This window comes from Shewanella sp. SM69 (assembly GCF_025653985.1).
Classification (GTDB): Bacteria; Pseudomonadota; Gammaproteobacteria; order Enterobacterales; family Shewanellaceae; genus Shewanella; species Shewanella oncorhynchi.
Window position 1 is genome coordinate 77,970 of sequence record NZ_JAKKRV010000008.1, and the last position, 17,040, is coordinate 95,009.

Annotated in this window: 14 protein-coding genes; 4 read left to right on the plus strand and 10 right to left on the minus strand. The window is 46.1% G+C overall.

The genetic code is table 11. The features are described 5' to 3' along the window. Positions 1–405: 405 nt before the first annotated feature. Positions 406–1,920 (minus strand): ATP-binding cassette domain-containing protein, encoded by a 1,515-nt coding sequence (locus L5M37_RS12570; protein ID WP_263200638.1) that lies wholly within the window; start codon positions 1,918–1,920, stop codon positions 406–408. A gap of 374 nt (positions 1,921–2,294) precedes the next feature. Between L5M37_RS12570 and L5M37_RS12575 the strand changes: the two genes are divergently transcribed. Next, positions 2,295–2,546, plus strand: coding sequence for a DUF2999 family protein (locus L5M37_RS12575; protein WP_006083102.1), 252 nt, complete (start codon positions 2,295–2,297; stop codon positions 2,544–2,546). 159 nt (positions 2,547–2,705) lie between these two features. Here the strand turns inward: L5M37_RS12575 and L5M37_RS12580 are convergent, their stop codons facing one another. The 8 genes from L5M37_RS12580 to L5M37_RS12615 all read right to left on the minus strand — a co-directional run bounded on the left by L5M37_RS12580 (position 2,706) and on the right by L5M37_RS12615 (position 9,566). Beyond that, positions 2,706–3,092, minus strand: coding sequence for a carboxymuconolactone decarboxylase family protein (locus tag L5M37_RS12580; RefSeq protein ID WP_131524148.1), 387 nt, complete (start codon positions 3,090–3,092; stop codon positions 2,706–2,708). Between the two features lie 116 nt (positions 3,093–3,208). Further along, a complete protein-coding gene (locus L5M37_RS12585; RefSeq protein WP_263200639.1) occupies positions 3,209–3,784 on the minus strand; it encodes a hypothetical protein in 576 nt (191 codons plus the stop codon). A gap of 662 nt (positions 3,785–4,446) precedes the next feature. Next, positions 4,447–4,923, minus strand: coding sequence for a hypothetical protein (locus L5M37_RS12590; protein WP_263169200.1), 477 nt, complete (start codon positions 4,921–4,923; stop codon positions 4,447–4,449). An 8-nt stretch (positions 4,924–4,931) separates the two neighbouring features. After that, on the minus strand, positions 4,932–5,168 hold the full coding sequence (locus tag L5M37_RS12595; protein WP_263169202.1) for a hypothetical protein: 237 nt from the start codon (positions 5,166–5,168) through the stop codon (positions 4,932–4,934). A 474-nt stretch (positions 5,169–5,642) separates the two neighbouring features. Then, on the minus strand, positions 5,643–6,944 hold the full coding sequence (locus L5M37_RS12600; protein WP_263200641.1) for a HipA domain-containing protein: 1,302 nt from the start codon (positions 6,942–6,944) through the stop codon (positions 5,643–5,645). A 3-nt stretch (positions 6,945–6,947) separates the two neighbouring features. Then, positions 6,948–7,184 carry a type II toxin-antitoxin system antitoxin HipB gene (gene hipB, locus L5M37_RS12605; protein ID WP_263200738.1) on the minus strand — a complete coding sequence of 79 codons (237 nt, stop codon included), beginning with the start codon at positions 7,182–7,184 and terminating at the stop codon, positions 6,948–6,950. A 405-nt stretch (positions 7,185–7,589) separates the two neighbouring features. After that, positions 7,590–9,218, minus strand: a complete 1,629-nt coding sequence (gene groL / locus L5M37_RS12610; protein ID WP_263142049.1) for a chaperonin GroEL — start codon at positions 9,216–9,218, stop codon at positions 7,590–7,592. 57 nt (positions 9,219–9,275) lie between these two features. After that, positions 9,276–9,566: a co-chaperone GroES gene (locus L5M37_RS12615; RefSeq protein ID WP_006086113.1), complete on the minus strand. Its 291-nt coding sequence runs from the start codon at positions 9,564–9,566 to the stop codon at positions 9,276–9,278. Positions 9,567–9,790: 224 nt separating this feature from the next. Here L5M37_RS12615 and L5M37_RS12620 point away from each other — a divergent pair, with 224 nt between their 5' ends. Further along, complete coding sequence (locus L5M37_RS12620; RefSeq protein WP_263180421.1) at positions 9,791–11,158, plus strand: MATE family efflux transporter; 1,368 nt, start codon at positions 9,791–9,793, stop codon at positions 11,156–11,158. A gap of 1 nt (position 11,159) precedes the next feature. Here the strand turns inward: L5M37_RS12620 and L5M37_RS12625 are convergent, their stop codons facing one another. Further along, a complete protein-coding gene (locus L5M37_RS12625; protein WP_263200740.1) occupies positions 11,160–12,149 on the minus strand; it encodes a LysR family transcriptional regulator in 990 nt (329 codons plus the stop codon). A 128-nt stretch (positions 12,150–12,277) separates the two neighbouring features. Between L5M37_RS12625 and L5M37_RS12630 the strand changes: the two genes are divergently transcribed. Then, positions 12,278–13,360 (plus strand): efflux RND transporter periplasmic adaptor subunit, encoded by a 1,083-nt coding sequence (locus L5M37_RS12630; protein ID WP_105251364.1) that lies wholly within the window; start codon positions 12,278–12,280, stop codon positions 13,358–13,360. A gap of 3 nt (positions 13,361–13,363) precedes the next feature. Further along, positions 13,364–16,450, plus strand: coding sequence for an efflux RND transporter permease subunit (locus L5M37_RS12635; RefSeq protein WP_263200643.1), 3,087 nt, complete (start codon positions 13,364–13,366; stop codon positions 16,448–16,450). The last annotated feature ends 590 nt before the right edge of the window (positions 16,451–17,040 follow it).

Consider the following 17,040-nt stretch of genomic DNA (forward strand, 5'->3'; position numbering starts at 1 on the left):
CAAGCGTGATAACTGACTTGATGAATAAGTTCAGTGGATGAACCATAAAACTGTTACGAGTTTTTGGCCTAGGCCAGAAACTATTATTCGCGCCAACGACATTCAAAACTGTAAGACGGCTCACAGTTACCTATATCAAGCATGACTAATTAACAGAACTGCTGTCTGACGAATGGGGGATAAAACACTAGGGCGATACCCTCATTATCGATATGTGGTGTATCTCAGTTTTCACTGGAATACGAAAATCTTTCGCGCCACAGATATATTGCCATTGAGCGTGACTAACACACTTAATGGCTAGCGCCCTGTAAAGTCAATTTTAACCTGCGTTGGAGTGCCGAGGGATAATGACAAACTCTGCAAACAAATAAGCAGCCGTTAAGCTGCTGCGATAGGTGGCATTTACTGATTTAAACGGGTTAAATCCTCAGACTCACAGTAGTTCACCTGTACCGAATAGCCGTCATCTTGCTTGATAAAATCGACAAAGTTTCTAATCGCAGGTAAGGCATCTTCCCTATGGTGTGACACGTACAGCAATTGGCTCAGATGATGCTCGGCTATCATCTCCAGCGCCCGCATCACTAAGGTGCGATTGATGAAATCTAAGCCCTGATACGGCTCATCTAAAATCAGCAACAGTGGCTGTTTAATCAAGGCGCGACCTATCAGCAGTAACCGCTGCTGACCATAATCGAGCTTCTTAAAGCTTGTGCTCGCCAGCCCTGCCATGTGCAAAATCGCCAACCATTCCTTCGCCAAATCTAGCTGAGGCTTAGTGGGTTTATGGTACAGGCCAATAGAGTCAAAAAAGCCCGAAAGCAGCACATCTAATGCCGAGCAACTGACGCGATATTGCAAGTGCAGCGCCGACGATACTATGCCAATCCGTTGTTTAATCTGCCAAATACTCTCGCCGCTTCCGCGAGGTCGGCCAAAGAGTGTGATGTCATTGCTATAGCATTGGGGATGGTCGCCTAAAATCAGCCCCAGCAAAGTGCTTTTACCGCAGCCATTTGGGCCACGAACTTGCCAATGTTGCCCTGCCTCGATGCGCCAATTCACGCCGCTGAAAATCAGCCCACTGACATATTCCACTCTGCCATTTTTAATCTCGACCAGAGGATCAAACGCCTCGGCGTTGTGCCTTTGCCGCTCCATTAAGGCCAAGAGTTCATCGCTACGTTGGGCGGATAACGCATTCAACTGCGCCATCACAGGATGATTGTGCCATTGCTCAATCGACATCGACGGGCTGAGTTTGTGTACACTCTGCCCCGATTTGAGCATCTCACCATTAAACAGCGCCACATGACTGATGCACGACGGCAATTCTTCTTGACGAGAGGTAATGATCAGCAACTGGCTATGCTCGGCCACTTCACTCAGCAGCTCAGATAAGCTCGCCTGATGTTCAGCATCGAGCCCTGCATAAGGGTCATCTAAAATCAGCAATTGCGGTAACATTGCCAGTGCACGTGCCAGCATGACTCTGCGCGTTTCGCCCGTGGATAATTGCCGAAAACCACGCCGACGCAGCGGCTCAAGCCCAACCTTTTGTAATAATGCTGGGAGTTGCTTGGCATCTTGGCAGCATTCCAACACTAAGGATTCGACACTCGAACCGTAATCCAACTCGTCTTTTTCTAACTCGCGCTCCAGCAACGCTTGTTGCAACCCAAGTGACACCCAGCCGATACGTTGCGGCAGGCCAGCAATCGTCCCTTCATCGGGCAGAATATCACCCGTTAATATTCGCCCGAGCAAGGAACCACAATAACTGTCGGTCGCGAAAATCGCCCAATGTTCAGCAGGGTGCAGTTGCCACTCATCGACCACTAGCACCTCATTATCACGCCCGTATCGTAACTGTTTAACCACAATACTTTTGTCTTGGTTCGCGACAACATCAAGCATAACCACAGTTCCTTTCTATTTTTAAGGGATGATAAAAGCCAGCGATTACCCAATCGCATTGCTCCATGATATCTAAGGCAATCATATCTAGAGCCACAATATCTTAGAGTCATGATATCTTAGAGTCATGATATCTAGAGCCACAATATCCAATGCAACGGCTCACGATGCACGACAGTCGCTCAGGTTTTATCGGCAGATTTTGGGGAATACGTCACCAGAGTAAAGCTTATTGGGAATAAAATCTAATGCGCTTAATGGCATAGGTAAAGCGTGGCAACATCCAACGGGTACAGCATGTGTGAGGCAACCACTCTGGCAGAACTGTGATAAAATCGGCACCTGTTTAACTTTCATATCAACAAGGTAATGCAATGAATCCCATTATTGCCATCTTAAAAGAACACAACGTCAGTGACGCTAAAATTCAAGAACTGTTTCAAACATTAACCGAAAATCCATTAATGGCGATGGGTACGCTCGGTCAATTAGGCATCCCAGCCGAAAAACTACAACAACTGCTGGGGCTAGTGATGCAGAAACCGGCTTTGATCAAAGAAGCCGTGCTCGAACTCGGTTTGGATTTCTCAAAAGTAGAAGCCGCAAAAGCCCAACTGCAAAAATAAGCGCAGACTGTTCAAGTTTGTAGCCATCATGCGCTAGGGGAATGCGCGTAACTCAGTTCCCCTAGCGAATGTTAAAACCACTAAACCGCAAAGTAATTAAATCTCACAGCAACTAAACCTCCAAGCCATTGACGCTCAAAATGATTAATACCAAGTGAGCTAACTGTGTTGCGCCTGCCACTCCTCAATCGCCTCTTTTGCAGCTCGAAAAGCTTCAATCCCCGCAGGCATACCGCAGTAAACGGTGCAATGCAGTAAGACTTCTTGGATCTCTTCAACCGAGCAGCCATTGTTTAGCGCGCCCCGCACATGGCCCTTTAACTCAGTCGGCGCCTTTAATGCCGCCAGCGTCGCTATGGTAATCAAACTGCGCGTTTGCCTTGAGATGGCATCACGTACCCAAACCTCACCCCAGCAATTGGCCGTAACTAAATCTTGCAGCGGTTGCGTAAAATCCGTCGCACTATTGAGCGCCTTATCCACATAACTATCGCCCATCACAGCACGACGCACCTCAAGCCCCTTCTCGTATTGCTCATCGTTCATCGATGCATCCTTTTTCATATGTGATTAAGCTATGTGATTAAACTCTGTGATTAGACTTATTGAAACCGCCAACCAATCTGCCCTATATCCTTACCACCTATAACTGATAACCAACGTTAGATTGAGCGCACCCAAGAAACGAACTCTTCGGCGAGTCTGGGAGGGTTACAGGCCTCTGTCTGATCTGCGATCTCGTTATAGTACTCGAACTCGTGAACTATGATGGGTACCGAACGACCGAAAACGCGACTAACGGTTAAGTTGGAATGGAGTGTAGAAGCGACAACGCATACTGCGGCAACAAATTGCTCGGTTATCTCCTGACCGAGCTCAAGGCAGCGCTCAAAATCGACATCTTCCTCCGCATCACTGTACCCGAGACCGAGATCGGCCACCCAGCGAGCTAAGATATCCGCAGTCTGAGAGTCAGAATCCCCAAAGACGAGGAGTTCGTTTTGAAGCCAGAAGGCATAGTTCCATTTTGCTTCGTCAGAGCTAGAAGCCTTTGGAATCGAGGCATGCCACTCATCGACTGTGTTATAGCCGACTGTCAGCGTAGGTAGACGGGGATCGTCATATTCGTTGTTGATATAGAAAGACAATGCATAGATCTGCTCCGCCTCAGCGGTTGGTATACCCGCGAGCGCTTCGGTAATAGCACTCTGAAGCGCGGTAATCATTGGGATATTCATACTGGGTTTCCTGCTCGTTTAATGCCGCATTTAGCGAATAAAAATAGTGCATTGTAATTGAGAATAAGAGCTTAACCCACTATTTTTGTTCAGCTTAAATGTCTACCAATACATTAGTATTCAACCAATTTATCATTAGAATAGTCTCCAATCTATCACACATAAGACTGCCATTTTTATATAACCCTACGGCCAAGTCATAGAAGCTTGGAATACTCAAAGACACCTATATTTTTCTTGTAAATAACTCAGAAAGAAATGTGTCAGTCCTCGCTTTCGATCTTATCAAAGGTCGGCAAACTCTTTTGCTACTCGTTTGCGGCTTAACAGCGGAAGCTGATGATTAAGCACTGTCATTCCAGTGACACGCCACCCCTTTTATTTCACAAGAAGTATCCATGAGGGCTCGACGACGGCATCTGCTGCATACGGAAGTGCAAATGCCGCGATCACATGGTCAATGATGTTCCAGACATCATAGTGACATTTCCCATATCCCTATGGGTCAGATATGAAAGAGCGGCCATGCCGTCAACGGTCACTTACATGCCAATGCTTAATCCAACCAACTATCCAGTTATCTGTATGCCTTTTTTACAAGCATACACTCTGCAAATTTAACAATGGATGGCTCGTTAAATTTTCGTTTGCATATAGAAGAACTAGCTATACTGGACATTAAAGTCCTTACTGCCACCGCCAGCACCGTCCATCCACGTTAGCCTAAACGACTCTCTTACAGCGCGGTTACTGCATGAGCTTGTTGCTAACAACTTAACAGACTCAGAGCTATCCAAGCTACAAGGGAACAGAGCTTCTATTTCTGAATTTATAACAAAGTAAATTTCCCCTCCAAAGTCTATTCTTACATCCCTAGCAGGAGCTGAGCCAACATTGGTAATAACTAGTCGCTTACTACTACCAGAAATGACAAATCTAGCGGTAAAGTCTGCCTTTGCCTTACTTAGCTCACGCTCTTTAGCATCTTTTAGTTGAAGAGCAGTTAGCTCACGCTGGAGACAGCCTAACTCTCTTAGTAGATCTTTCTGCTTACGATGGATTATCACACTATGTACTAATGAGCCCCCCGCAAATATCGCTGCTGCAATAGCCGCTATATCACTAACGGTCAATTCCATAAAGCCCCCTACTTCCTAGTAAACTTAATATTCTTATTGCCCTTAAATGCATTCTCGAAAGACTTGGTTAAAGAGTCACCGACCTCACGTAAAACCTTAGTTCTAAGCTCCTCCATAAAATCGTCAAAATTCTCCTTATGACCGCACTCCTTACAAATCATAAACTTTCGATGCTCATCAGTATGAACAGGCTGAGCACCACAAACAGGACATTTAGGTTGCATTGCTTCCTCTGAAATAGACATATTCAATCCTTGATAACATTAGGCTATGTTTAAGTATAATATTCATACACTTGAGCAGATTATCACGGTTAAATTGACCTCGCTATTTAAAGCTTTATGAATTTAATGTGCCACCAATTGACCAAAGATGGGACAGGTATAAATCTTTTAGATTTAACAGCCGACACCAAGACCGCACAAGTTCACCCTCTCCTGCGAAGTTGCCGCAGGGCGTTGGAATAAATTACGTGAGTCCGGACATGGATGTCCGGCTAGCTTCCGTAGGTACAGGGGCGGCAAGGGAGATCCAAGAGGGAATTGCTGTTGATCCCCTCTTGGTCGGGTGTGGGGTGAAGCCCCACGACTTTGATTCACCTCGGCAAGACGGACAAAGATGGGATATGCACAACTCTATAGATTAACAAATAAAGCGAAGGTGACAGGAGTACCCCCTTCCCTGCGAAATTAACGCTGGCTGATAAGATGTAGCTAGCACTACACTTCCACATCCCTGATCTCGGCGGCAAAACTAAGGTAACGATCACATCTCGCCAGCAACTGCGCTTTGTAATGAGCCACAAATACTGTTTCACTCTCATCGAGGGCCGGGAGCATTGAAACCACCTCAGCTATTGCCTGCGGTATTCTTCGCGCTATTGTCGTTAAGTTACTGATTAATAGATTTCTTGGTAAACCTAAGCCATCAATAAATGCGGCCAATTGATACGCGTAAATGCTGTTTGGATCAAATTCGTCATCGATTGCCATCGCAAGCTGTTGTTCAAAATCCTCATACATAGCCACGCTGACCAAATCGTACCAAGGAGTTGGCTCCATTCCGCTTGGCGTCATAAAAAACGAATAGTTTTTACCGTGTGCATCGGCATTACCGGTCAGTAAATTGAACAGCGCCCATTGCAACATGTCTTGCTTAGCAGCCACTGGATTACGGCATGTTGCAGCAAGACTAAAGAGCCTGTTAAAACTTACCCCTTCACGAATATCTTTAACATCACGCCCTGAACCAAAATTACGTTCATATTTTTTGCTAACACTAAAACCAAGTGCTTGGCAGCTATCGACAATATGCCTTCTTAATACCCTTTGCTCATTTGGCATATAACGTCGGTCAAAGCGTTCGACACAGAGTACTTTGTAATCTTTAAAATGAACAATATCGACATTAGCCACATTCATTCCAATCGCCTTAGCTAAGCGCATCGTCATAAATTCATTGAGCACTAAATGGCGATATTTTTCGAATTTAACAATATGGGTCGATGAAAGCGCGCCTTCGGCAAATGCAAATTTTTCACCGTTATAAAACAGGTTTAATTTAGGTTGTACACCCGCTACCGACAGTCGAGGTTTGCCGTCCCAAATTTCCATAGGCCACATTGTGGGATCTTCAATTCGCTGAATAACTTCTTCAGCCTTAATTGGCCGTAATTGTGTTTCAGGCAGCAAAGTCCCTTTAGGAACAAAAGCAACAGCACCAGCGGTATCGAGACCAATTGCACGGATCAAGGCAAACGTATTTCCCTTGGAGACGCCAAGAGATTCAATTAAATAATCTAATCCTTTGTTTTCCGGTAATAAGTTAACCAAAAACATCGATATCTGACTGCTACTTCCTGTGCCATCTAAGGGAATTGTTGGGGATAGTGGGAATCCACTTTGTTGCCAGTCTTTGGTGTAATGCACGGCAAAGGTGTCGGTCGTCGCATCAAAGGATAACTCCCCGATAATTAAATCACCGAGGTGCATCTCTAACGTGAGCTTTTTGGAAGTACTCATGGGTTAATACCAGCCGTTAGTTTCGGTGGCGCTGGTTTGAGCCGAAACGATATCAATCCCCAGACCATCAAGGATTTTGAATACGGTTGAGATATAAACATCTTCACCTTTTTCAACTCGGATCAGCGTTTTTTTGGTTACGCCGCACAGCATGGCTGCCACGTCTTGAGTAAGAGCAGCACTTTTCCTTCGCTCTTTAATTAACAAGCCGAGGGATTGTTGATTTAGCGGTGATGCCATCATCATCTCCAAAAGTGTAACTTCATACACCTTAGCCCTAAAACCAGCTCCATTCAATATAAAAGTGTACAGAACTACACTTTTGGATTGTTGAAAATGACAAGTCAACCAAAAGTGTACAATGTTACACTTTTATGGTCATTTCAGTGCTTAAATCCCAAAAAGTGTAGCTAAGTACACCTGAAACTTGCCCAAGCTACCAGACTAAAAACAAAGCCCCGACACTGTTTCCAGTGTCGGGGCTTTCATTTTTTACAACAATTTAGGTTTAAGCGATTAAGCTAAAGACCGCAGATATTTTTGCGCAGGATAAAACGTTCAATACAAGGCGCTGTGAGCGTAGCATACGTTGTGTGTATGTGAGCGAGCTGCAACGCCGTAATCAACGTTTTAGACCAGCAAAAATTACATCATGCCGCCCATCCCACCCATACCGCCCATATCTTGGCTAGCATTTTGTGGAATTTCAGCAACCATAGCTTCTGTAGTGATCATCAGACCTGCGATTGACGCAGCGAATTGCAATGCACAACGGGTCACTTTAGTTGGGTCAAGGATACCCATTTCTAACATGTCACCGTAAGTGTCATTACCAGCGTTGTAACCGAAGTTACCGCTGCCGTTCTTCACTGTGTTAGCAACAACTGACGCTTCTTCACCCGCGTTAGTGGCGATTTGACGCAGTGGTGCTTCCATTGCACGCAGTGCGATAACCACACCGTGTTTTTGATCTTCGTTTAATACTTCAACTTCAGCGATCTTAGAAGCTACGCGAACCAGAGCAACACCGCCGCCAGGAACCACGCCTTCTTCTACCGCAGCGCGAGTTGCATGCAGAGCATCTTCAACGCGGGCTTTTTTCTCTTTCATTTCAACTTCAGTCGCTGCGCCAACTTTAATCACTGCTACGCCGCCAGCTAGTTTAGCCATACGCTCTTGCAGTTTTTCTTTGTCGTAGTCTGACGTTGATTCTTCAACTTGTTGTTTGATTTGGCTTACACGAGCAGCAATTTGTGTTTGCTCGCCGTTACCATCGATGATGGTGGTGTTGTCTTTAGTGATCACAACACGCTTAGCTGTACCTAAATCTTCCAGCGTTGCTTTTTCAAGCTCTAGGCCGATTTCTTCAGCAATAACAGTACCGCCAGTCAGGATTGCTACGTCTTGCAGCATTGCCTTACGACGATCGCCAAAGCCAGGTGCTTTAACAGCAGCCACTTTCACGATACCGCGCATGTTGTTCACAACTAATGTTGCTAATGCTTCGCCTTCAACGTCTTCAGCAACGATAAGCAATGGCTTACCGGTTTTTGCCAGACCTTCAAGGATAGGTAACAGTTCGCGAATGTTAGAGATTTTTTTGTCTACTAACAGCACGAATGGGTGATCTAATTCAACGCTGCCCGTTTCTGGCTTGTTGATGAAGTATGGAGATAGGTAGCCACGGTCAAACTGCATACCTTCTACTACGTCCAATTCGTTTTCTAACGCTTGGCCTTCTTCAACTGTGATCACGCCTTCTTTGCCGACTTTTTCCATCGCAGTTGCGATGATTTCGCCGATAGATTCGTCAGAGTTTGCAGAGATAGTCGCAACTTGGGCAATCGCTTTTGAATCTGCACAAGGTTGTGATAAGGCTTTTAATTCAGCAACTGCAGCGATAACGGCTTTGTCGATACCGCGCTTCAGATCCATTGGGTTCATACCGGCTGCAACGGCTTTTAAGCCTTCAACGACAATGGCTTGAGCCAGTACAGTTGCAGTAGTAGTACCATCACCGGCGGCATCGTTGGCTTTAGAAGCAACTTCTTTCACCATTTGCGCGCCCATGTTTTCGAATTTATCTTCTAACTCGATTTCTTTGGCAACAGAAACACCGTCTTTAGTGATCAGTGGTGAGCCGAAGCTCTTGTCTAATACCACGTTACGGCCTTTAGGGCCTAAGGTCACTTTAACTGCGTTTGCGAGAATGTTTACGCCAGCCAGCATTCTTACGCGAGCGTCATTACCAAATACAACTTCTTTAGCTGCCATCTTGATTATCCTTTAAATTTTTAATGATTAATTGGAATGTCGAATTGATGCTGAGGATTAACCCACTACTGCCATCAGGTCAGCTTCCGACAGGATCAAGACTTCTTGACCGTCGATTTTTTCTTTCTTAACGCCGTAACCTTCGTTGAAGATCACCACGTCACCCACTTTGACATCCAGTGGCTTAACTGTGCCATTTTCTAAAATACGGCCATTGCCCACAGCAAGGATTTCACCGCGAGTTGATTTTTCAGCGGCGCTACCGGTCAGTACTATGCCACCCGCTGATGTAGATTCAACTTCTAGACGCTTAACGATTACGCGGTCATGTAATGGACGAATATTCATCTATGAACTCTCCTAATGATTTGATGCCCTACAATCGAGCCTATTTGTGATTAAAAAAACAGACACCTTAGTCTGCTCTTTTGCTGTCTGAGATATGGGGCTGACAGTGTCGAGATCCAAGGGCATTTACAAAAAAAACTTCAATTTTTTGATGTCGGTTTTTTCAAGTCCACACAATCCTGCTAGAATCTCGCCTCCGCTCGCTAACAAGGCACTATTTTTCCATGAAAGACAGACACGGGCTGCTCACCGCGCCAATTGGTCGTGTACTGCTCAACATGAGCCTCCCCAACTTAATTGGCATTATGACCATTCTAGGTTTCAGCCTCGCTGACACTTTTTTTATCAGCCAATTGGGCACTGAAGCCTTAGCCGCCATCAGTTTTACCTTTCCGGTGACCTTAGTGATCTCGAGCATCGCCATTGGTATTGGCGCTGGTGTCTCGACCAATTTAGGCCGACTTATCGGTTCGGGTAATGCCCACAAGGCCAAAGTGTTCTTGCATGATGCCTTATTGCTCACCTTTGTCTTGATCGCCAGTTTAGCCGCACTGGGTAGCATTTTTATTACGCCATTGTTTCGCTTACTCGGGGCAAACGATGACAGCTTGCCGCTGATCCACGACTATATGATTTACTGGTATGTCAGCGCACCGCTGCTGGTATTGTTGATGGTAGGCAATCAAGGCTTACGTTCCACTGGCGACACCCGCTCGCCGGCGATGATCATGGCGCTGGCGGCACTCATCAATCTTATCCTCGATCCGTTACTGATTTTTGGTGTTGGGCCATTTCCACGTTTAGAAATCCAAGGCGCCGCAATTGCAACCCTGTTCGCTTGGTTGATTGCCTTATCTTTGTCGGGATATTTGTTGATTGTCAGGCGCAAAATGCTCGAATGGGCCGCCTTTGACATAGACAGAATGCGCGCGAACTGGAGCAAATTAGCCCATATAGCACAACCCGCCGCCTTGATGAATTTAATCAATCCACTAGCCAATGCCATTATTATGGCCATGTTGGCGCATATCGATCACAGCGCCGTGGCAGCCTTTGGTGCCGGTACTCGGTTAGAGTCAGTGCTATTAATAGTAGTGATGGCACTGTCGTCGAGTTTAATGCCCTTTATTGCGCAAAACTTAGGGGCAGGGCAGCCACACAGAGCAAAAGAAGCCCTGCTATTATCGATAAAATTTATCTTTATTTTCCAAACCTTACTCTATATCCCACTGATCTTTTTAGCCGAGCCTATCGCGCATTTATTCAGTACCGATCCGCAGGTTATCGAATGGCTGAGTTTTTATATCTTAGTGCTGCCCTGCGCCTACGGACCTTTGGGTATAGTGATTATTGTCGCGACCTCGCTCAATGCCTACCACAGGCCTATGAGTTCATTAGTCATCAATCTGTGCCGCTTAGTGCTGCTCATGCTGCCGCTAGCAGCCTTGGGATCGTATATAGGTGACGTTAAAGGCCTGCTGCTCGCGCTACCTGTGACTAATATTTTGATGGGAATTGCCTGTTACTGGCTGGCGCAGCGGATCTGTGAGCCCACAAAGATCACGACCGCAAACGCCATTAGCGAGGGGTAAACTAGCTTGATTTTTTAACGGGAAAGCGCAAGACATCGTCTGAAAACGCTCCCGTAGAGGCTTTGCAGGATCGACGTGGGCCTTGCTCACTCATATTAGTCGGCACGCCGTTTGGCACTAACTCTTGCATGATATAGTCGATAAAGCGCCGACTGGCTAAACTTACGTAACGTCTTGATGGATAAGCTAAGAAAACCTCGCCTTGGTGGGGCTGGATTTCAGGTAACAAAGTCACTAACTCACCGCTTTGTACATATTCATCCACGATTTCAGCAGGCGCATACACTATGCCGCGTCCTTGCAATCCAAACTCAACCGCCACTTCAATACTGTTCGAGCAGAAATTGCCTCTAACTCTCACCTCTTGTTCTGAACCGATAAATAACTCATTAAAGATTTTGCCGTTGGATAAACGGAACATAGACACATTATGCGCTTCAATCTCTTTCGGTGTTTTAGGTGTACCGTGTGCCGCTAAATATTGCGGACTGGCGTAAAAACGTAAGTCAGTGGTAAAAATTGGCCGCACCACTAAATCTAAGGTATCCAACGCAGGCTCAACCACAAAAGCCACATCGAGATTATGTTTCACCATATCAACGGATTCTGAACTGCTGATGACTTCTAAGGTGAGTTTAGGGTGCATATCCATAAAGCGGAAAATGGCTTGCATCAAGATTTTCATGCTGTGGATAGGGAACATTTGAATGCGCAAATGCCCGCTGATCTCAGCATCGTCATTGGTCATTTCGAAGAGGGTTTCGTCGAGCTGAGCCAAAATATTCTGCGAACGCTGGTAAAAATGGCTGCCCGCAGAAGTGAGCGTCATAGAGCGGCTCTGACGGTGGAACAATTTAATGTTCAGCTCATCTTCCAAGGCTTGCAAACGTCGACTCACAGTCGATTTAGGTAAGTTAAGTAAATCCGCCGCTTCAATCAAACTACCGGTTTCAGCAATTCGGTGGAATAACGCTAAGTCCTCTGTCTTCATTTTGACCTTAAGTTCAATCTCATTATGTGGGACTGATAATCCCAAAGTATCCCGTTTATTGCAACTAATTTAGCTGGTATCTTCGCGCCCAGAAATGCTGACAATTTGTTAACTAGGAAATCTCCACCATGAAATCATATCGACTCTTGCCGCTGACAATGCTGCTTCCAGCCCTGATCAGTGGTTGTTCGCCTGCGGAAAGTTCAGTGCAAGTGGCAACAATTCGTCCGGTTAAACTGTTTGAAGTACTCAATGTAGAAGACGGAGATTTCAGAACATTTCCAGCCCGCGTTGCCGCCAATAGTCGCGCAGAATTGTCGTTCCGCATTTCAGGACAATTAACAGAATTAGCATTAGTTGAAGGGCAAAGAGTCACTCAAGGTAGCTTACTCGCAAAACTTGATGACAGGGACGCCCACAATAATTTAATGACCCGCGAGGCGGAGCATGAACTGTTAGCCGCTGACTTTAAACGTAAAGTCGAGCTACTCAATCGCAAGCTGATTTCACAATCTGAGTTTGATAGCACTCAAGCGCAACTCAAATCGGCCACCGCCGCCTTAGCCGCTGCACGCGATCAACTGAGTTACACCCGTTTAACGGCACCTTTTAGCGGTACAGTCGCCAAACGTTTAGTGGATAACCACCAAATAGTGCAAGCAAACCAAGGGGTATTAACATTACAAAACAATAATTTGCTCGATATTAGCATTCAAGTTCCCGAGTCGATGGCGGCGGGTTTGAAGCAATATACCGATCAAGCTCATTTTACAGCTAAGGTGCGTTTTAGTGCCTTCCCCGAGCAAAGTTTCGATGCCAAATTTAAGGAATACTCGACTCAAGTCACGCCGGGCACCCAAGCCTATGAAGTGGTGTTTTCGTTACCTCAACCTCAAGATATTCAGTTACTTCCAGGAATGAGTGCCGAGTTGACCTTAGCCTTAGTCAAAGATCCTAGTGCCCTCGCGTCAACGGTAGTGCCAGTGACCGCTATCGATAAGCGCGACCAAGATGGCCAAGTGCAAGTGTGGATTTATCAAGCGCAATCGGGTGAAGTAAAACCGACGATGGTGACGCTAGGACGCGTGAGTAATCAAGGTGTTGAGATTTTAACGGGCGTCAACAAGGGCGATCTCATCGTCAGCGCTGGAGTGTCTCAATTATCCGATGGTATGAAAGTCAAACCACTACGCTGGCAGCGTGGGGTGTAATTGATGAATATTGCAGAGTATTCGATACGCCACAAAGTCATCAGTTGGATGTTTGTGTTGCTACTACTCGTGGGTGGTGGCGTCAGTTTTACCGGTTTGGGGCAATTAGAATTTCCCGAATTTACCATTAAAGAAGCTTTAGTGATCACGGCTTATCCCGGTGCATCACCTGAGCAAGTTGAAGAAGAAGTGACATTACCGCTCGAAGATGCCCTGCAGCAACTCGACGCCATTAAGCATGTGACTTCAATTAATAGTGCGGGTTTATCACAAATCCAAATCGAGATTAAAGAAAGCTACGATAAAACCAGCCTGCCGCAGGTGTGGGATGAAGTGCGTCGTAAAGTTAATGATGCAGCGGGAAACTTGCCGCCGGGCACAGCAACGCCACAGGTGATGGACGACTTTGGCGATGTGTATGGCATTTTATTTAACCTTTCGGGACCTGATTACAGCAACCGCGAGTTGAGCAATTACGCCGACTATCTGCGCCGCGAGCTAGTGCTAGTACCTGGAGTAAAAAAGGTTTCTGTTGCTGGCAACGTCACTGAGCAAGTCGTGATTGAATTCTCCCAGCAAAAGCTATCGGCACTAGGGTTAGATCAGAGCTATATCTATGGCTTAGTGAACAATCAAAACGTCGTCTCTAACGCGGGTAGCTTAGTGATTGGCGATAACCGTATCCGCATTCACCCCACGGGCGAATTTAGCAATGTGCAGGATCTCGCGCGTTTGATCGTCAGCCCTCCAGGTAGCTCTGAGCTAATTTACCTTGGCGACATTGCCAATATTGAAAGGGATTATGACGAAACCCCTAATGTGCTTTATCACAATAAAGGTGAAGCAGCGTTATCGCTGGGGATTTCTTTCTCTAGTGGTGTGAATGTAGTCGAAATCGGGCAAAAGGTCAGTGACCGTTTAGCCGAGCTTGAATCACAACGCCCAATCGGGATGAATTTAGCGACGGTTTATAATCAGAGTCAGGCGGTAGATGAGACAGTTAACGGCTTCTTAATCAACCTAATGGAATCCATTGCCATAGTGATCGCCGTGCTTCTGCTGTTTATGGGATTGCGCTCAGGCCTGCTGATGGGCCTGATCTTACTGCTGACGATTCTAGGCACTTTTATCGTGATGAAAGTGCTCGGGATTGATCTACAGCTCATCTCCCTCGGCGCACTCATTATTGCCCTTGGTATGTTGGTCGATAACGCCATTGTCGTTACTGAAGGCATTTTAATTGGTATCCGTCGCGGTAAGACCCGTTTGGAAGCGGCCAAACAGATAGTGTCCCAAACACAGTGGCCGCTATTGGGCGCGACTGTGATTGCCATTATTGCCTTTGCCCCCATTGGCTTATCGCAAAATGCCGCCGGTGAGTTCTGCCGTTCTTTATTCCAAGTGTTGATGATTTCACTGTTTATCAGCTGGATCACCGCCATCACACTCACGCCGTTTTTCTGTCATCTGTTATTTAAAGATGCGCCGAGCGATGAAGAAGCCCAAGACCCCTACAAGGGCTGGTTCTTCAGCTTATATCGCACAAGCTTAATTGTAGCGCTGCGCTTTAGACTGGTGAGCATACTGCTGGTTATGGCCATGCTGTTCAGCGCTGTGGTGGGCTTTGGCCATATCAAGAATGTGTTTTTTCCGGCTTCTAACACGCCGATTTTCTTTGTGGATATCTGGATGCCAGAGGGGACAGATATTAAAGCGACCGAGCGTTTTACCGCTGATATTGAGAAGTTAATGCTTACGCTGGACGAGCAAAAAGACGTTGGGCTAAAACACTTAACAACCGTTATTGGCCAAGGTTCGCAGCGCTTCGTACTGCCCTATCAGCCAGAAAAAGGCTATCCCGCCTTTGCGCAGTTGATAGTAGAAATGCAGGATCTCGCCGCCGTTAAAGCCTATATGCCAGAATTAGAAACCTTGTTAAATCAACGTTTCCCACAGGCACAATATCGTTTAAAAAACATGGAGAACGGCCCTTCGCCCGCCGCCAAAATTGAGGCACGCTTTTACGGTGATAACCCAGAAGTGCTGCGCGCTTTAGGTGCCCAAGCCGAGGCCATTTTCCACGCAGAGCCGAGCATGGATGGCATACGTCACAACTGGCGTAATCAGGTGCCGTTGATCCGTCCGCAACTGGAAAATGCCCAAGCGCGCGAAACAGGCATCAGCAAGCAAGATCTCGACAATGCCCTATTGGTTAACTTTAGCGGTAAGCAAATTGGTTTATACCGAGAAACCAGCCACTTGCTGCCCATCGTCGCCAGAGCGCCCGCCGAAGAACGTTTGCAGGCCGACAGCCTATGGAAGCTGCAAATTTGGAGCAGCGAACACAATACCTTTGTACCCGCCACCCAAGTAGTCAGTAGCTTCAACACTGAGTGGGAAAATCCGCTGGTGATGCGCCGCGATCGCATGCGCATGCTCGCTGTGATGGCCGACCCTAAGCTTGGTAGCAATGAAACCGCCGATTCTGTACTGCGCAAAATCAAAGACCAGGTCGAAGCGATCAGCTTGCCCGCGGGTTACCGCTTGGAATGGGGCGGTGAATTTGAAACCGCAGGTGAAGCACAAGCGTCGGTATTTAGCTCAATTCCCTTAGGTTATCTGGCGATGTTTTTGATTACCGTATTCCTGTTCAACTCAGTGCGTCAGCCCTTAGTGATCTGGTTTACTGTGCCACTGGCATTGATTGGGGTTTCAGCGGGACTCTTGTTGTTCGATGCGCCCTTCAGCTTTATGGCACTACTCGGATTACTGAGTTTGTCGGGCATGGTGATTAAAAACGGTATTGTCTTGGTCGATCAGATCAACCTCGAGCTCAGTGAAGGTAAACCAGCCTATTTTGCCTTAATCGACTCCTGTGTCAGCCGTGTTCGTCCAGTGATGATGGCCGCGATAACCACTATGCTCGGGATGATACCGCTGATCCCCGACGCGTTTTTCGGTTCTATGGCGATTACGATTATTTTCGGTCTAGGCTTCGCTTCTCTGCTGACGCTCATCGTACTGCCAGTGATGTACAGCCTAGTATTCAATATCAAAGCGACGGCAACAGGAGGTCAATCACCCAGCTAACCTGCTCCGCATTTTATCCAAAAACGCTTCCCGGCGCGGCCGGTCAGTCATTCGTGGCTGGCTGGCCATTTCATTTTTGATCTATTGCGGTTTGAGGGACAATTTAAACAAGCACATCCATTAGATAAACAAGTTTGGCAAACTGAGATTGGTCTTTAATTACGATAACTAATATGACTGATAAATAAATATATTAATTAAAAAATATGAACTATCAGTTCCATATTTTCACCGCTAATACGGGACAATTACCTGTTACACACATTTACACGAGTAAATAGCAGCGGTATATTTAGTGCTGATTATTCATTTACAATGCCATCTGAAATACCACTACCTATAACTAACAACATAAACAATGTTATTGCTTTGTTAGCATAACAATTTATGTTTGAGAAACTTCATGAAATTACGCTTTGATAGCGTCCAGACAATGAGTAAACAGACAATATTACTGGCAGTTATTAGCACTTTACTAATACTCACTACAATCCCGTTTATCTGTAGGTCATTCTGGCTCGCACTTGTATTATTATGGTATGTTTTTTGTAGTTTTTAATTCTAAAATCAATTAGAAATCTGTCTAATCA

Bases quoted from the DNA above. Each gene is read 5' to 3' on its own strand.
- L5M37_RS12570 (WP_263200638.1), bottom strand. From the start codon at position 1,920: ATGCTTGATGTTGTCGCGAACCAAGACAAAAGTATTGTGGTTAAACAG.
- L5M37_RS12575 (WP_006083102.1), top strand. From the start codon at position 2,295: ATGAATCCCATTATTGCCATCTTAAAAGAACACAACGTCAGTGACGCT.
- L5M37_RS12580 (WP_131524148.1), bottom strand. From the start codon at position 3,092: ATGAACGATGAGCAATACGAGAAGGGGCTTGAGGTGCGTCGTGCTGTG.
- L5M37_RS12585 (WP_263200639.1), bottom strand. From the start codon at position 3,784: ATGAATATCCCAATGATTACCGCGCTTCAGAGTGCTATTACCGAAGCG.
- L5M37_RS12590 (WP_263169200.1), bottom strand. From the start codon at position 4,923: ATGGAATTGACCGTTAGTGATATAGCGGCTATTGCAGCAGCGATATTT.
- L5M37_RS12595 (WP_263169202.1), bottom strand. From the start codon at position 5,168: ATGTCTATTTCAGAGGAAGCAATGCAACCTAAATGTCCTGTTTGTGGT.
- L5M37_RS12600 (WP_263200641.1), bottom strand. From the start codon at position 6,944: ATGAGTACTTCCAAAAAGCTCACGTTAGAGATGCACCTCGGTGATTTA.
- hipB (WP_263200738.1), bottom strand. From the start codon at position 7,184: ATGGCATCACCGCTAAATCAACAATCCCTCGGCTTGTTAATTAAAGAG.
- groL (WP_263142049.1), bottom strand. From the start codon at position 9,218: ATGGCAGCTAAAGAAGTTGTATTTGGTAATGACGCTCGCGTAAGAATG.
- L5M37_RS12615 (WP_006086113.1), bottom strand. From the start codon at position 9,566: ATGAATATTCGTCCATTACATGACCGCGTAATCGTTAAGCGTCTAGAA.
- L5M37_RS12620 (WP_263180421.1), top strand. From the start codon at position 9,791: ATGAAAGACAGACACGGGCTGCTCACCGCGCCAATTGGTCGTGTACTG.
- L5M37_RS12625 (WP_263200740.1), bottom strand. From the start codon at position 12,149: ATGAAGACAGAGGACTTAGCGTTATTCCACCGAATTGCTGAAACCGGT.
- L5M37_RS12630 (WP_105251364.1), top strand. From the start codon at position 12,278: ATGAAATCATATCGACTCTTGCCGCTGACAATGCTGCTTCCAGCCCTG.
- L5M37_RS12635 (WP_263200643.1), top strand. From the start codon at position 13,364: ATGAATATTGCAGAGTATTCGATACGCCACAAAGTCATCAGTTGGATG.